The sequence below is a fragment of the Aliiroseovarius sp. M344 genome (genome assembly GCF_025140835.1).
GTDB lineage: Bacteria > Pseudomonadota > Alphaproteobacteria > Rhodobacterales > Rhodobacteraceae > Aliiroseovarius.
The window spans coordinates 1,709,069-1,723,577 of sequence record NZ_CP081153.1; the positions used below are offsets into that span (position 1 = coordinate 1,709,069).

Sequence of the window (14,509 nt, forward strand, 5' to 3'; positions counted from 1 at the left end):
TGCTGTCCTGTTATCCCGCCGAACCAAAAAGCGATGCCGCACCGATCAGCAACATCAACACGGCCGCGGCGCCAATCATGGCATCAAAGCGATCCAGCACACCGCCATGGCCGGGAATAAGGTTCGAGCTGTCCTTCACATTCACCGCCCGCTTGATCGCACTTTCCACAATATCGCCCATTTGCCCGGCAAATGCGATCAATGGTGCAAACAACGCCTCGGCAGGAGTGAAAACACCCTGAGCGGCAGCCAGCAAACCGATCACCAGCGCGCCGACCCAGCCCGCGATCGTTCCGGACCACGTTTTCTTTGGGCTCACACGCGGCCAAAACTTCGGCCCGCCCACGGTGCGCCCAACAAAGTAACCCGCAACATCTGACATGATGATGATCATCAGAAACCAAATCAAAATTGGGCCCGGCCCCATCGCAATGAAACCCAACCCCGCCAGCATGATCAAAGCGCCATACCCGAGGAACAGTACCCGGTGCTTTTTGATCAACGCGGCACCGAGGAGAGGTGGGATTAGCAGCAGCAATGCTTTTGAACTGATCAGACGGGCACCCGGATCAGCCTCATCAAAGCCAAAACCGGCAATGAAAATGACTAGTGTCGCGATCACGCCAAGGAAAACAAAGACGCCGGGTTTGGCAGGTATCAACAGTCGTGCAAGCTCTCCGATACACAGGCCAATCACGACGGCAATCAACGCTAAAAAGATCGGATTTCCCAAAAGCACAGCGATTACCGCCACCGCCGCCATGGCAATGGCGGACAGCACACGGGGTGCAAGATCTGACCAGTTCGAAGAAGGATTACCGCTTTTCATGAAGGGTTTATGGCACTCACGCGCCCTGCCCTCAAGCAGTTGATCACGCAGGGTTGGGGCTTAAATGCGGCGTGGCGTAAATGTCGCGCCGCTGGCTGGGCGCAGGCGGCTTATTCCGCAGCTGTTTCAACCGCGCCAAAACGGCGTTCGCGCCCGGCGAAACGATCCACCACATTGGCAAAGATCTCGGCTGAGAAGTCTGGCCACAGCGTATCGATAAATTCATACTCAGCGTAAGCTGATTGCCACAGCAGAAAGTTTGAAATTCGCGCCTCACCCGAGGTTCGAATCACAAGATCTGGATCAGGTAAAACACAGGTATCCAAATAACTTGTCAGCGTTTGTTCATCGACGCTATCGGCATCAAGGCGGCCGGCTGCCACATCCTGCGCCATTTGGCGTGTCGCGCGCGCTACCTCGTCTCGACCGCCATAATTCAGGGCGATGGTCAGGTGAACCCGATCATTGTCCTCGGTCAAAGTTTCAAGCTCGTGCATCAGGGCGATCAGCTTCTTGTCCAACCGGTCGCGGTCGCCAATGAAACGCACCCGTACGCCCTCGTTGAACAGGGCACGGGCTTCTTTATGGATGTATCGCCGAAACAAGCTCATCAGACCCGCAACTTCGGTCTGGGTCCGCTTCCAGTTCTCGGTGGAAAAGGCGAAAATCGTTAGATATTTCACGCCAAGGTCAGGACAGGCTTCGACAATTTCGCGGACGCGTTTGGCACCGGCATGATGGCCAAAAAGCCGAGGTTTCCCACGACTTGTTGCCCAGCGGCCATTGCCATCCATAATGATGGCAACATGATCTGGCGACTTTTGCACCTTCTCTGCTTTGTCCGCGGCTTTTCTGCCCATCGACATGCCCAATTCTTTTTGAGATTACAAATCGCCCCGTTTAGGGGTCAAACCTGCATGATCTCTTCTTGTTTTACCTCAAGCGCCTTATCGACATTACCAACAAACTTGTCTGTCAGGCCCTGCACTTCATCATGCCAGAATTTGTGATCATCTTCACTCATTCCATCATTTTTTGCCTTTTTCAGCTGTTCCATGCCATCGCGGCGCACGTTTCTGACGGAAACGCGGGCGTGTTCGGCATATTGCGCGGCAACACGGCTCAGCTCGCGGCGGCGTTCTTCGTTCAACTCAGGGATCGGCAGCATAATAATGGTGCCGTTGAGTTGCGGGTTGATGCCCAAGCCGCTTTCACGGATCGCCTTTTCAACCGCGTTCACCATGCCTTTGTCCCAGACATTGATGGTCACCATCCGGGGCTCAGGCACGTTCACCGTGCCGACCTGATTGATCGGGGTGCGCTGCCCATAGGCCTCTACCATGATCGGTTCCAGCATTGACGCAGATGCGCGACCGGTACGCAATGATGCAAATTCGGTCCGCAAAGAAGTGATCGCGCCTTCCATCCGGCGTTCCAGATCACCCATATCCAGTTCAAATTCTTCGTTTGCCATCTTGTGGCTTCCCCTTGTCTTCTTCTCGGTTGTAAAACCGAGCGCCTTTGGCCCGGTATAACGCCACCACCTATATAATGTATAGGTCCGGTTCCCCGGACGGTGCGCCGTGTTTCAGTGTTGGGCGAAATATCGCCCCAAAATTTAGGCCCGCCTAATTTCCAACGCGGGTATAAGTGCCTTTGCCGGACAGAATGCCCTGGAAACCGCCAGGTTCGTCCAATGAAAATACGATAATCGGAAGATTATTGTCACGTGCCAGTGCAATGGCAGAGGCGTCCATGACCCCCAACCTGTTGGCCAGAACGTCATCATAAGACACTTGGTCATAGCGCACAGCTTCCGGGTTCTTCACCGGATCCATATCATAGACTCCGTCGACCTTAGTTCCCTTGAAGATCGCCTCGCAAGCCATTTCATTTGCACGCAAAGTCGCCGCCGTGTCCGTCGTGAAATAGGGGTTCCCGGTGCCCGCAGCAAAGATGCAAACGCGGCCTTTTTCAAGGTGGCGCACCGCGCGACGGCGGATGTAGGGTTCGCAGACCTGATCCATTGGAATGGCAGAGATGACGCGGGTATAGACCCCCAGCCCTTCAAGTGCCGATTGCATGGCGAGCGCGTTCATGACGGTGGCAAGCATCCCCATATAGTCTGCCGTGGTGCGCTCCATCCCTTGGGCCGAGCCCTGCAAGCCCCGGAAAATGTTACCGCCGCCGATCACCATGCAGATCTCGACACCCATGTCGTGCACGGATTTGACCTCTTGCGCGATGCGTTCGACTGTCGGGGGATTAAGGCCAAAGCCCTGATCGCCCATCAGCGCCTCTCCGGAAATCTTCAACATGACACGTTTATAGGTAGGTTGCGGGAGGTCGGTGTCGCTTTGCGCCGTGCCTTCGCCCGTAACCCCTGAGGCCTGATCACTCATCGGTTGCCACTCTCTGGTTGTCGTGATTGTGTTGGCGCGCAAGATGACTGATCAAAGCACATTATTCAATGCGCGATCCCCGATGCGCGACAAAAAAGAAGCAACTTTTCCGCAACGTGCACGAGGAACCAATGGCAAATAGTGGTCAAGACCTTCTGGACATTGCCGGTGGCGTCCCTGCCAAGACGCCGGTTTTGATTGCCGGTCCAACCGCATCGGGCAAATCCGCCTTGGCGCTGGCCATCGCCGAAGCGTCTGGCGGTGTGATCGTGAATGCTGATGCGCTGCAGGTCTTTGAGAACTGGAGTATTCTGACCGCCCGCCCTTCGAAAGCCGAAGAAGCCCGCGCGCCGCACCGCCTTTATGGTCATATTCCGGGTGATCAGGATTATTCCGTCGGCCATTGGCTGCGCGATGTGGCCCCTATTCTGCAAGGCGATCTCCGACCGATCATTGTCGGCGGCACAGGCTTGAACCTATCTGCATTAACCGAAGGGTTGGCGGATATTCCCGCAACGCCTGCCCAAGTGCGCGCAGAGGGCGAGGCGTTACTGGCCGAAGGCGGCCTGCCCGCCCTTCTCGCAGACCTTGACCCCAATACTTTGGACCGGATCGATCAGCAAAACCCAGCCAGGGTGGCGCGGGCCTGGGAAGTGCAGCGCAGCACGGGGCGGGGTCTGGCCAGTTGGCAAGCTGACACCCCGCCGCCGCTTTTGCCACTGCCTGATGCGTGCGCATTTGTGTTGGATCCCGACCGCGACTGGCTGCGCGACCGCATCGCACGCCGCTTTGATCTGATGCTGGACCAAGGGGCGTTGGAGGAAGCGCGGGCCAATCTTGCACATTGGAACCCAAAGGATCCAAGCTCCAAGGCCATCGGCGCGCCAGAGATGATCGCGCATCTCAAAGGCGACCTGACACTGGATGAAGCCCGAGACCGTGCCATCATCGCCTCGCAGCAATATGCAAAACGACAACGGACATGGTTTCGCAAACGTATGCGCAGCTGGCAGGTGATTCCCTTGCCCTGACCACCGAAGCGCTCGGGATACTGGCCGAATGGCGGCATTTCCGCATCAATCCGCCGAGAATCTCACATTTGTCGCCAGAAAACCTGTGAACAAGCTGTGGATAACTCGCCTTCTCAAAAAACCGTGGGACAGGTCAGGTTTTTTAGGCTACCCATAGTCTTTAACTGACTTTTGCCCGTTTTTACGACCTGACTTAGAACAAATGACCAAAACCGCTGCTTTTTCGTCACCCTTTCGCGTTCTGCCGCTTGCCCGTCTTGGCAGCGGCGGTCGCTGGCGTACGGAAGCCATGCGATCCTATGGCGCGCCGGTTTTGTTGTGGTTCACCCGCGGGCAAGGCCGGATCACGGTCAACGGCGTGACCGCTGGCTATGGCCCACATAATTGCGTGTACCTGCCCGCCGGCACAATGCACGGCTTCGAGATGTCCAGCCAGGTAAACGGCACCATCGTCGTCTTCCCGCAAGGATGCGAAGAAGAGCTTGCTCTGCCCGATGATGCCATTCATTTACGTTTGCGCGAAGCCGACAAACAGATGGTTCTGAACGGGCTGGTCGATGATCTGCAACGCGAAATGGAAAAGAATTCTGACACCGCAAACCGCGCGATGATGTGCCATGCGGGTCTGTTGTCGGTGTGGCTGGAGCGTCAACTGGCCAATACAACGGTCGAGCGTTTGGCCATCAATGCGACAGGTCGGTTGGTGAATGCTTTTACCGCTTTGGTCGAACAAGACTTTCATACAGACAAAACTGTGCGCGACTATGCGTCTGAATTGGGTGTGACACCGACACATCTAAGCCGTGTTTGCAACAAGACCTGTGGGCGTCCGGCCTCGGCAATCCTGCAAGACCGCATCCATTACGAAGCGCGCCGCCTGCTGACAGAAACCCATATTCCGATCAAGGACATCGCCGCTTCGCTGGGCTTTGCATCGGCGGCCTATTTTACCCGTGCTTTCCAAAAGCAAACCGGTGTAACCCCCTCTGCTTTTCGCAAAAACGGCTAATCGCAGCTAGAAAATCCCAACCTGCTGGTGAGTAGTGTCGCGATCGCGGCCATTCATGTGGATTGGTATTGTAGTCTTGGTATATTCTTCGTTGTGACCCAAGCCGACGTCCTGCCCCTATCCCATTCACAATAAACTGTTTTTCTGGATCACGGTCGTGCTCCTAATTTTCGTTGCGTTTGCAACGGTTTTCTGTTACTTAACAAGTGAAACTGGAGGATCAATATGAAAATCGAACAGATACACCACGTCGCCTATCGCTGTAAGGACGCCAAAGAAACCGTTGAATGGTATGGTAAAATGCTGAACATGGACTTTGTTCTGGCGATTGCCGAAGACCATGTGCCGTCCACCCATGAACCTGATCCTTACATGCACGTTTTTCTGGACGCCGGAAAAGGCAACGTCTTGGCGTTCTTTGAATTGCCCACCAAGCCTGATATGGGTCGCGACCCGAATACGCCGATCTGGGTCCAGCACATCGCTTTCAAAGTGAAAGATCGGGCAGAACTAATAGAATTCAAAGAGCATCTTGAAAAAGAAGGTGTCGAAGTTCTGGGCGTCACCGACCATTCGATTTTCCACTCGATCTATTTCTTCGACCCCAATGGCCACCGCGTTGAACTGGCCTGCCCGGACCCAGAAGAAGAAGCGATGCTGGCTCGTATGGACGAGGTCAAATGGGACATGCTGAACGAATGGTCGCAAACCAAGCGCGCGCCCAAACATGCAGAATGGCTGCACAAGAAAGAACTGACCGGGGTAGAATAAGACCGACCACCACTCTAATCTGGGCGCACCCCTAACAAGGATGCGTCCAGATGACTTCGGAGCGTTTCGCCCCCCTTCCGCCCCCGCCCTACTACGCCGTGATTTTCACAAATCAGCTGGCTGATCCCGCTCCGGGGTACGAGGCGATGGCAGATAAAATCTTTGACCTTGCCCAAAAACAGCCCGGATATCTGGGGGCAGAAACCACCCGCGACGGCACCGGGTTGGGGATCACCGTGTCCTATTGGGCTGATGAAGCATCCATTAAGGCGTGGAAATCCGTGTCGGACCACATGATCGCACAGAAATACGGGATCGAGCGCTGGTATGCGCGCTATACCCTTCGTGTCGCAAAAGTTGAACGAGCCTATGACGGGCCTGAGGGTCGCGCTGTTTGACGTGTAATCACGCGCCGATCAACCAACCACCTGATCTTGTTTAACTGCCCAGAATGGCGCGCACATAGCCGCGCGTTTCCTTGTAAGGTGGCACACCGGAATACTTCTGCACTGCTTCCGGGCCTGCATTGTAAGCCGCCAAGGCCAAGCGCCAAGACCGGAACCGGTCATATTGCTGGCGCAGATACCGCGCGCCACCTTCCAGATTTTGCGCAGGATCGCGTGGGTTTACACCAAGCTTTCTGGCGGTGAACGGCATAAGCTGCGCCAGACCAATAGCTCCTGCATGGCTAATCGCACGTGGGTTCCAACCGCTTTCCTGTTGCACAAGGCGCAAGAACAGGTCTTGCGGAATGCCGTGGCGCCGCGCTGCAGACTTGGCGAGTTCCAGATACTGCCCTTTGTATTTTCCTCTGAACGAGGGGATGCCATAGGTCGGCTCTGCGTCCTTGTTCGGCGTCAGCCGGGTGCTGGCGGCATATTGCGTCGCGGCCCGGGTATCCAACACGCGCGTTTGCGCGGCGAAATTGGCCCGGCCACCCGAGCTTGAAAAAAGATTGTCCGCAAAAGCAGCGCCACCAATTGGCACAAGGCTTGTTGCAAGGCCTAAAATCCAGCCGAACGTGATCGAAAACATCTTACGCGACATGCCTGTCCCCCGAAAACCCTCGGGCGCAATATACGCAAGTTCGCCTTTTTGGGAAAGAGGGTGCGGTCATTTGAGGCCACGCGTGGATGACTGCCCTGAAAAACAGCGCCTTTGCGGCTGTCTGGTCACCCGGATCTGGCTGGTTTTCCGTGTTCATCTGCCCCGCCACATGGTGTAACCATGGGGTCGAAATACAGAATCGAAAGGACGACGGATGGCGGGTTCGCTCAATAAGGTCATGCTCATCGGCAATCTGGGCGCTGACCCGGAAGTGCGCACATTCCAGAATGGTGGGAAGGTGTGCAACCTGCGCATCGCAACGTCGGAAACCTGGAAAGACAAGCAAACGGGCGAGCGGCGCGAAAAAACCGATTGGCATTCGGTTGCGATTTTCCAAGAAGGTCTGGTGCGCATCTGCGAGCAATATTTGCGCAAAGGGTCCAAGGTTTTCATCGAAGGCAAGCTTCAAACCCGCAAATGGCAGGACCAGTCCGGCCAAGATCGCTATTCGACCGAGGTCGTGCTGCAAGGTTTCGACGGCACGCTGACCATGCTTGACGGGCGCGGCGAAGGCGGCAACCAAGGTGGCGGCGGTAGTCAAAGCGGCTATGGCGGCGGCAACCAAGGTGGCTATGGCGGCGGAGATTCCGGCCCAGCCCCAGCAGGTGGCGGCGGATTTGACGACGAAATCCCGTTCTGATCCCATCGAAACTTTTGGAATTCAGCCGCCCTTTGGGGCGGCTGTTTTCGTTAACGCTCCGCCAAGGCGTCATCCAGCACCGACCGCACAACGGTCATATCTACGTCATCAGCCACGAAAGCGTCACCGATGGCGCGGGCCAGAATGAACCTCAACTTGCCTTGCTCGACCTTCTTGTCCTGCCCCATCAGCGTGATCAACCCATCCGTGTCGGGCAGATCGCCGTCAATATCAGACAGGTCCTTCTTCATCCCCATCGCAGACAGGTGCTGGCGGAAACGCGAAGGGCTTTCCTGACTGATCAACCCCAAACGGGCCGAAGTCTCAAACGCCAGCGCGCACCCAATGGCGACGCCTTCGCCATGGAGCAGCCGGTCGGAATAGCCCGTGGCGGCTTCTAATGCGTGGCCGAATGTATGCCCGAGGTTCAACAGCGCCCGGTCCCCCTGCTCGGTCTCGTCCCGCACCACGATGTCAGCCTTCATCTGGACCGAACGGCGCACGGCCTCTTGGCGCAGGGCCATGTCACCAGCAGCCAGAGCGGGTCCGTTGACCTCCAACCATTCGAAGAACGCCCCGTCGCCCAGACCACCGTATTTGACGACTTCACCATAGCCAGCCAGAAAATCACGCGGCGCGAGCGTGCCCAACACGTCGATATCGGCCAATACCAGTGACGGTTGGTGAAAAGCGCCGATCAGGTTCTTGCCCTGCGGCGCATTAATCCCAGTCTTGCCCCCGACCGAGCTGTCAACCTGCGCCAGAAGCGAGGTTGGTACTTGGACGAACCGAACACCACGGCGCAGTACGGCGGCGGCAAAGCCCACCAAATCGCCAATCACGCCCCCGCCAAAAGCGATGACGACGTCGTTTCGCTCCACCCGTTCTTCCAGCAACCATTCAACAGTGCGCATCAGGTGCGGCCAGCTTTTCGTCGCCTCGCCGGGGGGCAGGATCAAATGGTCTGAGGCAACGCCCGCAGCCAGCAATCCCGCCTGCAATGTCGCCAGATGCAACCCGGCAACCGTGTCTTCGGTCACGATCCAGACTTTAGGACGGTTGAGCAGCGGCGCGATCTCGGCCCCTGCCCGACCCAGAAGCCCGGCTTCAATTCGCACATCATAGGCACGGTCGCCAAGCGGTACATGAACTGTGGTCATCTCAGGTCTCCGTCACGACGTCAGGGCGGGTCAAAAGCACACGCACAACCGCATCAGCCATATCCGCAATCGAGAAATCCCGTTGCGCCTCTACCGACAAGTCCGCCTGTTCATAGAACGGCAAGCGGGCGTTATAGATTTCGGTCAGCGTCGCCTTTGGATCAGGGGTGCGCAGCAGGGGACGTGTATCTTTGTGCCTGACCCGCGCCCATAACAGTTCAAGATCCGCCTTCAACCACACGGCCACACCACGATCAGCGATCATTTTCCGATTGCGTGGCGACAGAAAGGCGCCGCCGCCGGTGGACAGAACGGCACGTTTGGTATCCAGCAATCGACCGATCACTTCTGTTTCGCGGTCGCGAAAGAAGGCCTCACCGTCGCGTGCAAAAATTTCGGCGATCGACATATTGGCAGCGCGCACAATCTCTTCATCGCTGTCGAGAAACGGCACATGAAGCCGGCTGGCCACAGCCTGCCCGACAGCGGTTTTACCCGCACCCATCATGCCCACCATGACGATGGATTTCTTAACCTTGAATGCCAAAGCGGCGTCCACTTGCCCAAAATATGATTTCTTTCCTGAATGGCGTGATCTTACAGGAAATGCCATATATAAAATCAGACAAAACACCACTTGAGGCAGATAATGGGTGGAATGACATGCTGATCCGCTTGATCAAGCTTATATTTTTCTTGGCAATCATTGGCTTGATTGGCCTGACCGGGTTTGCGTTTTTCGGTGACATGTCACCGCGAACCGCGCCGCAAAGCAGTACTGTGACGTTAAATGGTGGCTCGTAAGCCTTGGCACGACCAGAACAGAGGCGCCGCCTGTCTGGGCGGTTTGCTGTTTTGCGTGGTGGTTGGCACAGCGTCTGATGCGCTGGCGCAGGGTGCCGGGCCAATGTCGGCCATCGACTGGCTGTCTGACAGCATCGCATTGCCGCCGCCATCGTCTGAAAGCGCGATCTTGCCGCCTGCGTTGGATGAACCGGCGACAAGCACTGGGGCATCGGTCGCCGAAGTCACAATGACACTGTTAGAGACGCCGGTTTTGGATGCGGTTGGCTTGCTGCCGCATATCGTAACCGGGCTGCCACGCGATCTGTGGGGCATGTCGCGTCCGGATGATCTGGCGCGGCGCATGTCGGCGCTGGAGTTGGAGCTGCAACCCGCGATGCAAAACCTCCTGTTGCGCCTTATGCTGGCCGAACTTGACCCCCCGAAAGGGGCCAGCGCGGGTGAGGATCGTCTGTTTCTGGCGCGCGTTGACCGGTTGCTGTCCCTTGGCGCTTTGGATCAGGCCGAGGCGCTGTTGGCGCGCGCAGGTTCGGTTAACCCACGCGTGTTCCGCAGGGCGTTTGATACCGCGCTACTTCTGGGCAACGAAGACCAGCAATGCACGACTTTGCGCGCCACGCCGGACCTGAGCCCGACCTTCACAGCGCGCGTCTTTTGCTTAGCACGCAGTGGCGATTGGGATGCGGCGGTTTTGACATTAGAGACCGGTCGCGCGCTTGGATATATCAGCGATGAAGACGATGCCCTTCTGGCGCGTTTCCTTGACCCTGAATTGTTCGAAGACGAACCCGAGCTCCAGCGCCCCGATCACCCCTCGCCCCTGACATTTCGTATGTTCGAGGCCATCGGGCTTCATATCGACACCTCCTCCCTGCCTCTGGCCTTCGCGCAATCAGATTTGCGCGCCAATATCGGCTGGAAAGCACGGGCGCAGGCTGGCGAACGTCTGGCCCGCGTCGGTGCCGTCACCGAAAACCAGCTTTTGGGTCTCTACTCCGAACGCAAACCGGCGGCGTCGGGCGGCATCTGGGACCGGATGACGGCAGTAAACGCTGTTGAACGCGCGCTTGGCGCAGCAGATGACGATCAGCTTGCTCGCGCAATAGAAGACCTGTGGCCCCATCTGGAAGAAAGCAGCCTTGAGGTCCCATTTGCGCAAATATTTGGGCCAGACATTGCCGCCCGCAATCTGCCCGGCGCTGCCGGCGACATCGCGTTGCGGTTGGGACTGCTGTCCAACCAGTATGAGGCTGTCGCAGCAACCGCCAACGTAAATTCCGGGGATCGTCTGGCCCCCATTTTGCTTGGTATCGCGCGCGGTCAGACTGAAGATGTGTTGCCCATCGACGACCGCACCCGTGCAGTTCTTGAAGGGTTCTCGGCCACCGAACTGCCCGTCCGGCTGCGCTCGCTTGTCGAACAGGACCGGCTGGGCGAAGCAATCCTGCGCGCCATCGCGCTTTTCACCAGCGGCAGCCTTGGCGATCTGGACGAACTGACAGATGCGATTGCCTTCTTCCGCCAGATCGGACTGGAGCAAGTGGCCCGTCAGGCCGCAATTGAGTTTCTGATCCTGGAGCGGCGGGGATGAACGCCGATCACGCCCGCTGGATATCGACCTTTTTGGAGGCACAAGCGGCCGAACTGGACGCATCAGAGAACACGTTGCTGGCCTATGGTCGTGACCTGAAAGGGTTTGCCGAATTTTCGGCGGACAAAGGCGTTACCTTTGCCGACATATCCCGCGCAGATATCGAAAGCTTCATGATCGATTGCGAAACCATGGGATTGGCACAGTCGACCCGCGCCCGCCGATTGTCCGCGATCAAACAACTGTATCGGTTTGCCTATGAAGAAGGCTGGCGCACGGACAATCCCGCACTGAAGATCAAAGGGCCAGGCCGGTCAAAGTCATTGCCCAAAATCCTAAGCGAAGATCAGGTTGAAGCATTGCTGACAACATCGCGCAACCACGGCCGTAGTGACGCCGACAAGCTGCGCAACACGTGCCTGATGGAACTGCTTTACGCCACTGGGATGCGGGTCAGCGAGTTGGTCACGTTGCCGGTCGCAGCCGCGCGCGGTGATCCTCATATGCTGCTGGTGAAAGGCAAAGGCGGAAAGGAACGGATGGTGCCCCTGTCTGGCCCGGCCCGCGACGCTCTGGTGACCTGGCTTGCTGCCCGCGACGCTGACGAAGACGCCGCACGGGTGAACAAAGGCACCAAGCCGTCGCCCTTTTTGTTTCCATCTGTTGGACAAAGTGGCCATTTGACCCGGCACCGTTTCTACGGGCTGATCAAAGAGATTGCCGTGGCAGCTGGAGTGTCGCCCGCTGCAGTCACCCCCCACCGCCTACGCCATGCCTTCGCAACCCATCTGCTGGCACATGGCGCTGATCTACGTTCGATCCAGACGCTTCTGGGCCACGCCGATATTTCGACCACCGAGATTTACACCCATGTGTTGGAAGAGCGCCTGAAAGACCTTGTGCTGACCCATCATCCACTGGCGGATCGCGACTAACGGCTATGCGTTATTGCGCTATACATTTCGTCTCAGGCAGGCTATTGCCCCCTATCTTGATGCATCCCCACAGGCACCCAACGTAATAAGGCGTTTGGCCTGACGAATACCGACCCGCTGGGTCAGTGCATGGGTATGCCTGCCCGTCGAAACAACAGAATTGATCGCCCGTGAAACAGCTTATCTCTGACGCGCTTGCCGAGCGCGGATATGAAACCTTGACCCAGGTGCAAACCGCCGTCTCCACACCCGAACTTGAGGGTGCGGACCTTTTGGTGTCGGCCCAGACCGGATCCGGAAAGACGGTGGGGTTCGGCCTTGCCATCGCCCCCGTTTTGCTGGGCGACGACGACCAGTTTGGCCCCGCCCAAAGCCCGCTTGGTCTGGTCATTGCCCCCACGCGCGAACTTGCCCTGCAGGTCAAACGAGAGCTGAACTGGCTGTTTGCAAAAACCGGCGCTGTCCTGGCGTCCTGCGTGGGCGGCATGGACATGCGCGACGAACGGCGGGCTTTGGCGCGCGGTGCCCACATCGTTGTCGCCACCCCGGGCCGCCTGCGTGATCACGTCATGCGTGGCTCGATTGACTTGTCTGCGTTGCGCAGCGTGGTTCTGGACGAAGCGGACGAGATGCTGGATCTGGGCTTCCGTGAAGATCTGGAGTTCATTCTGGATGAAACGCCCGCAGACCGCCAAACGCTTCTGTTCTCGGCCACAGTCCCGAAAAGCATCGCTTCGCTTGCCGCGCGCTATCAGAAAAACGCCGAACGCGTGACCACAGTGGCTGAAAAAAGCCAGCACAGCGATATTGAATACCGCGCAATGTCGGTGGCCCCACGCGATGGCGAAAACGCGATCATCAACGTGCTTCGGTATTATGAAGCGCCAAATGCGCTGATCTTCTGCAACACACGCGCGATGGTCAGTCGGTTGGCAACACGTTTGTCGAACCGTGGCTTTTCGGTTGTATCGCTGTCCGGCGAGCTGACACAAAATGAACGCACCAACGCGTTACAATCCATGCGTGACGGACGCGCGCGGATCTGCGTGGCGACAGATGTTGCCGCACGCGGGATCGACCTGCCGAAGCTGGACCTCGTGATCCATGCCGAGTTGCCGAACAACCACGAGACATTGCTGCACCGGTCTGGCCGGACGGGCCGTGCGGGGCGCAAAGGGGTCAGCACCCTGATTGTACCGCCATCGTCACGCAACAAGGCCGAACGTCTTTTGCGGTTCGCCAAGCTGACCGCTGTTTGGGCCCCCGCCCCCTCGGCGGAAGAGGTTCAGGCCGAAGATCAGAAACGCATTCTGGCCGACGAAGTCTGGACCCAAGAGCCCACCGCAAACGAAGCGGCAATGGCCAAAGAGCTGGTCGAGAAATTCACCCCCGCCCAGTTGGCAACAGCATACCTTCAGCTTTATCACACCGCACACACCGCCCCGGAAGAGCTGTCAGCGGCAAACGCCAAGCCCGAAAAGCGCGAACCTTTTGGCGCGAGTGTCTGGTTCACCTTGGCCAAAGGGCGCGATCAAGGCGCCGATCCGCGCCACCTTCTGCCGATGCTGTGCAAAGCCGGCAACATCACACGCGCTGATATTGGCGCGATCCGGTTGCAGGACGACAAGTCGTTTTTTGAGGTGAAAGCCGCGAAAGTCGACGGCTTCCTGCAAGCCATCGGGTCCGGCATGTCGATCGAGAAATTCGCAGTCGAGCGGCTTGAGACAGCCCCCGATCTGGCCAACACCGGCAGACCGGCACAACGTGGAAAACCCCGCAACAGCGACAGGCCGGACAAACGTCCCCGTCATGGCGACGATACACGTGACCGCAAACCCCATCGCAAGGGCACCGCCAAAAGCGCTTCACCCGGCGAGCGCAAGCCAAACCCAAAGCACAAATGGAAAGACGACACGGACAGCGATCGCCCGGTAAAAGCCTATTCCAAACAGAAGGACGACGACCGACAGCCGCGCAAGGGGCCAAAGCCTGCGGGCACCAAGCCGAAGAGCAAACGTGCGGACGACAGCGGACCAAAAGGACCGCCGCCCCCAAAGGGCAAACCATCGAGCAAGAAAAACCGGGCACGTGCCGCGGCCAAGGCCATTGCAAAAGCCAAGGGCGGCGATTCCGCGCCGAAACGCCGTTAGTGCAACATGGGCGAAGGCGCGCGGGTGGAAACGCTCTGCATTGCGCGCCTGACCACCTTGCGCGTAGTCTCGCAACAGAC

General features: G+C 57.6%; 16 protein-coding genes. 9 read left to right on the plus strand and 7 right to left on the minus strand.

Features of this window, described 5'->3' with window-relative positions; genetic code table 11:
• Nucleotides 1-10: 10 nt before the first annotated feature.
• The 4 genes from K3556_RS08325 to pyrH all read right to left on the minus strand — a co-directional run bounded on the left by K3556_RS08325 (nucleotide 11) and on the right by pyrH (nucleotide 3,231).
• Complete coding sequence (locus K3556_RS08325; protein ID WP_260516343.1) at nucleotides 11-829, minus strand: phosphatidate cytidylyltransferase; 819 nt, start codon at nucleotides 827-829, stop codon at nucleotides 11-13.
• A 110-nt stretch (nucleotides 830-939) separates the two neighbouring features.
• Entirely contained in the window at nucleotides 940-1,689 is a 750-nt protein-coding gene (locus tag K3556_RS08330) for an isoprenyl transferase (protein ID WP_260519205.1), read from the minus strand.
• Nucleotides 1,690-1,736: 47 nt separating this feature from the next.
• Nucleotides 1,737-2,303, minus strand: coding sequence for a ribosome recycling factor (gene frr, locus K3556_RS08335; RefSeq protein ID WP_260516344.1), 567 nt, complete (start codon nucleotides 2,301-2,303; stop codon nucleotides 1,737-1,739).
• Between the two features lie 154 nt (nucleotides 2,304-2,457).
• A complete protein-coding gene (gene pyrH, locus K3556_RS08340) occupies nucleotides 2,458-3,231 on the minus strand; it encodes a UMP kinase (RefSeq protein ID WP_409557743.1) in 774 nt (257 codons plus the stop codon).
• 131 nt (nucleotides 3,232-3,362) lie between these two features.
• On the opposite strand from pyrH, the gene miaA reads away from it, so the two are divergent.
• From miaA to K3556_RS08360, 4 genes are all read left to right on the plus strand, one after another.
• Nucleotides 3,363-4,262, plus strand: a complete 900-nt coding sequence (gene miaA, locus K3556_RS08345) for a tRNA (adenosine(37)-N6)-dimethylallyltransferase MiaA (RefSeq protein ID WP_260516345.1) — start codon at nucleotides 3,363-3,365, stop codon at nucleotides 4,260-4,262.
• A gap of 202 nt (nucleotides 4,263-4,464) precedes the next feature.
• Nucleotides 4,465-5,271 (plus strand): AraC family transcriptional regulator, encoded by an 807-nt coding sequence (locus K3556_RS08350; protein ID WP_260516346.1) that lies wholly within the window; start codon nucleotides 4,465-4,467, stop codon nucleotides 5,269-5,271.
• A 225-nt stretch (nucleotides 5,272-5,496) separates the two neighbouring features.
• Nucleotides 5,497-6,042, plus strand: a complete 546-nt coding sequence (locus K3556_RS08355; protein ID WP_260516347.1) for a VOC family protein — start codon at nucleotides 5,497-5,499, stop codon at nucleotides 6,040-6,042.
• 50 nt (nucleotides 6,043-6,092) lie between these two features.
• Nucleotides 6,093-6,440: an antibiotic biosynthesis monooxygenase gene (locus tag K3556_RS08360; protein ID WP_260516348.1), complete on the plus strand. Its 348-nt coding sequence runs from the start codon at nucleotides 6,093-6,095 to the stop codon at nucleotides 6,438-6,440.
• A gap of 40 nt (nucleotides 6,441-6,480) precedes the next feature.
• Here K3556_RS08360 and K3556_RS08365 read toward each other — a convergent pair whose 3' ends face one another.
• Nucleotides 6,481-7,089 (minus strand): lytic transglycosylase domain-containing protein, encoded by a 609-nt coding sequence (locus K3556_RS08365; protein WP_260516349.1) that lies wholly within the window; start codon nucleotides 7,087-7,089, stop codon nucleotides 6,481-6,483.
• 214 nt (nucleotides 7,090-7,303) lie between these two features.
• Here K3556_RS08365 and ssb point away from each other — a divergent pair, with 214 nt between their 5' ends.
• On the plus strand, nucleotides 7,304-7,789 hold the full coding sequence (gene ssb, locus K3556_RS08370) for a single-stranded DNA-binding protein (RefSeq protein ID WP_260516350.1): 486 nt from the start codon (nucleotides 7,304-7,306) through the stop codon (nucleotides 7,787-7,789).
• A gap of 50 nt (nucleotides 7,790-7,839) precedes the next feature.
• Here ssb and aroB read toward each other — a convergent pair whose 3' ends face one another.
• The gene (aroB, locus tag K3556_RS08375) at nucleotides 7,840-8,949 is read right to left on the minus strand and encodes a 3-dehydroquinate synthase (protein ID WP_260516351.1); all 1,110 of its coding nucleotides are present in this window, start codon (nucleotides 8,947-8,949) and stop codon (nucleotides 7,840-7,842) included.
• 1 nt (nucleotide 8,950) lies between these two features.
• Nucleotides 8,951-9,466 carry a shikimate kinase gene (locus K3556_RS08380; RefSeq protein ID WP_409557774.1) on the minus strand — a complete coding sequence of 172 codons (516 nt, stop codon included), beginning with the start codon at nucleotides 9,464-9,466 and terminating at the stop codon, nucleotides 8,951-8,953.
• A gap of 53 nt (nucleotides 9,467-9,519) precedes the next feature.
• Between K3556_RS08380 and K3556_RS08385 the strand changes: the two genes are divergently transcribed.
• From K3556_RS08385 to K3556_RS08400, 4 genes are all read left to right on the plus strand, one after another.
• Nucleotides 9,520-9,753 (plus strand): hypothetical protein, encoded by a 234-nt coding sequence (locus K3556_RS08385; RefSeq protein ID WP_260516353.1) that lies wholly within the window; start codon nucleotides 9,520-9,522, stop codon nucleotides 9,751-9,753.
• Nucleotides 9,740-11,344: a hypothetical protein gene (locus tag K3556_RS08390; protein ID WP_260516354.1), complete on the plus strand. Its 1,605-nt coding sequence runs from the start codon at nucleotides 9,740-9,742 to the stop codon at nucleotides 11,342-11,344. Before K3556_RS08385 ends, K3556_RS08390 begins: the two co-directional genes overlap by 14 nt.
• A complete protein-coding gene (locus K3556_RS08395; protein WP_260516355.1) occupies nucleotides 11,341-12,279 on the plus strand; it encodes a site-specific tyrosine recombinase XerD in 939 nt (312 codons plus the stop codon). Before K3556_RS08390 ends, K3556_RS08395 begins: the two co-directional genes overlap by 4 nt.
• A 170-nt stretch (nucleotides 12,280-12,449) precedes the next feature.
• Nucleotides 12,450-14,429 carry a DEAD/DEAH box helicase gene (locus K3556_RS08400; RefSeq protein ID WP_260516356.1) on the plus strand — a complete coding sequence of 660 codons (1,980 nt, stop codon included), beginning with the start codon at nucleotides 12,450-12,452 and terminating at the stop codon, nucleotides 14,427-14,429.
• The last annotated feature ends 80 nt before the right edge of the window (nucleotides 14,430-14,509 follow it).

What these genes read in the sequence shown, in the direction of transcription:
- K3556_RS08325 (WP_260516343.1), bottom strand. Translation starts at nt 829, where the DNA reads ATGAAAAGCGGTAATCCTTCTTCGAACTGGTCAGATCTTGCACCCCGT.
- K3556_RS08330 (WP_260519205.1), bottom strand. Translation starts at nt 1,689, where the DNA reads ATGGGCAGAAAAGCCGCGGACAAAGCAGAGAAGGTGCAAAAGTCGCCA.
- frr (WP_260516344.1), bottom strand. Translation starts at nt 2,303, where the DNA reads ATGGCAAACGAAGAATTTGAACTGGATATGGGTGATCTGGAACGCCGG.
- pyrH (WP_409557743.1), bottom strand. Translation starts at nt 3,231, where the DNA reads ATGAGTGATCAGGCCTCAGGGGTTACGGGCGAAGGCACGGCGCAAAGC.
- miaA (WP_260516345.1), top strand. Translation starts at nt 3,363, where the DNA reads ATGGCAAATAGTGGTCAAGACCTTCTGGACATTGCCGGTGGCGTCCCT.
- K3556_RS08350 (WP_260516346.1), top strand. Translation starts at nt 4,465, where the DNA reads ATGACCAAAACCGCTGCTTTTTCGTCACCCTTTCGCGTTCTGCCGCTT.
- K3556_RS08355 (WP_260516347.1), top strand. Translation starts at nt 5,497, where the DNA reads ATGAAAATCGAACAGATACACCACGTCGCCTATCGCTGTAAGGACGCC.
- K3556_RS08360 (WP_260516348.1), top strand. Translation starts at nt 6,093, where the DNA reads ATGACTTCGGAGCGTTTCGCCCCCCTTCCGCCCCCGCCCTACTACGCC.
- K3556_RS08365 (WP_260516349.1), bottom strand. Translation starts at nt 7,089, where the DNA reads ATGTCGCGTAAGATGTTTTCGATCACGTTCGGCTGGATTTTAGGCCTT.
- ssb (WP_260516350.1), top strand. Translation starts at nt 7,304, where the DNA reads ATGGCGGGTTCGCTCAATAAGGTCATGCTCATCGGCAATCTGGGCGCT.
- aroB (WP_260516351.1), bottom strand. Translation starts at nt 8,949, where the DNA reads ATGACCACAGTTCATGTACCGCTTGGCGACCGTGCCTATGATGTGCGA.
- K3556_RS08380 (WP_409557774.1), bottom strand. Translation starts at nt 9,466, where the DNA reads ATGGTGGGCATGATGGGTGCGGGTAAAACCGCTGTCGGGCAGGCTGTG.
- K3556_RS08385 (WP_260516353.1), top strand. Translation starts at nt 9,520, where the DNA reads ATGATTTCTTTCCTGAATGGCGTGATCTTACAGGAAATGCCATATATA.
- K3556_RS08390 (WP_260516354.1), top strand. Translation starts at nt 9,740, where the DNA reads ATGGTGGCTCGTAAGCCTTGGCACGACCAGAACAGAGGCGCCGCCTGT.
- K3556_RS08395 (WP_260516355.1), top strand. Translation starts at nt 11,341, where the DNA reads ATGAACGCCGATCACGCCCGCTGGATATCGACCTTTTTGGAGGCACAA.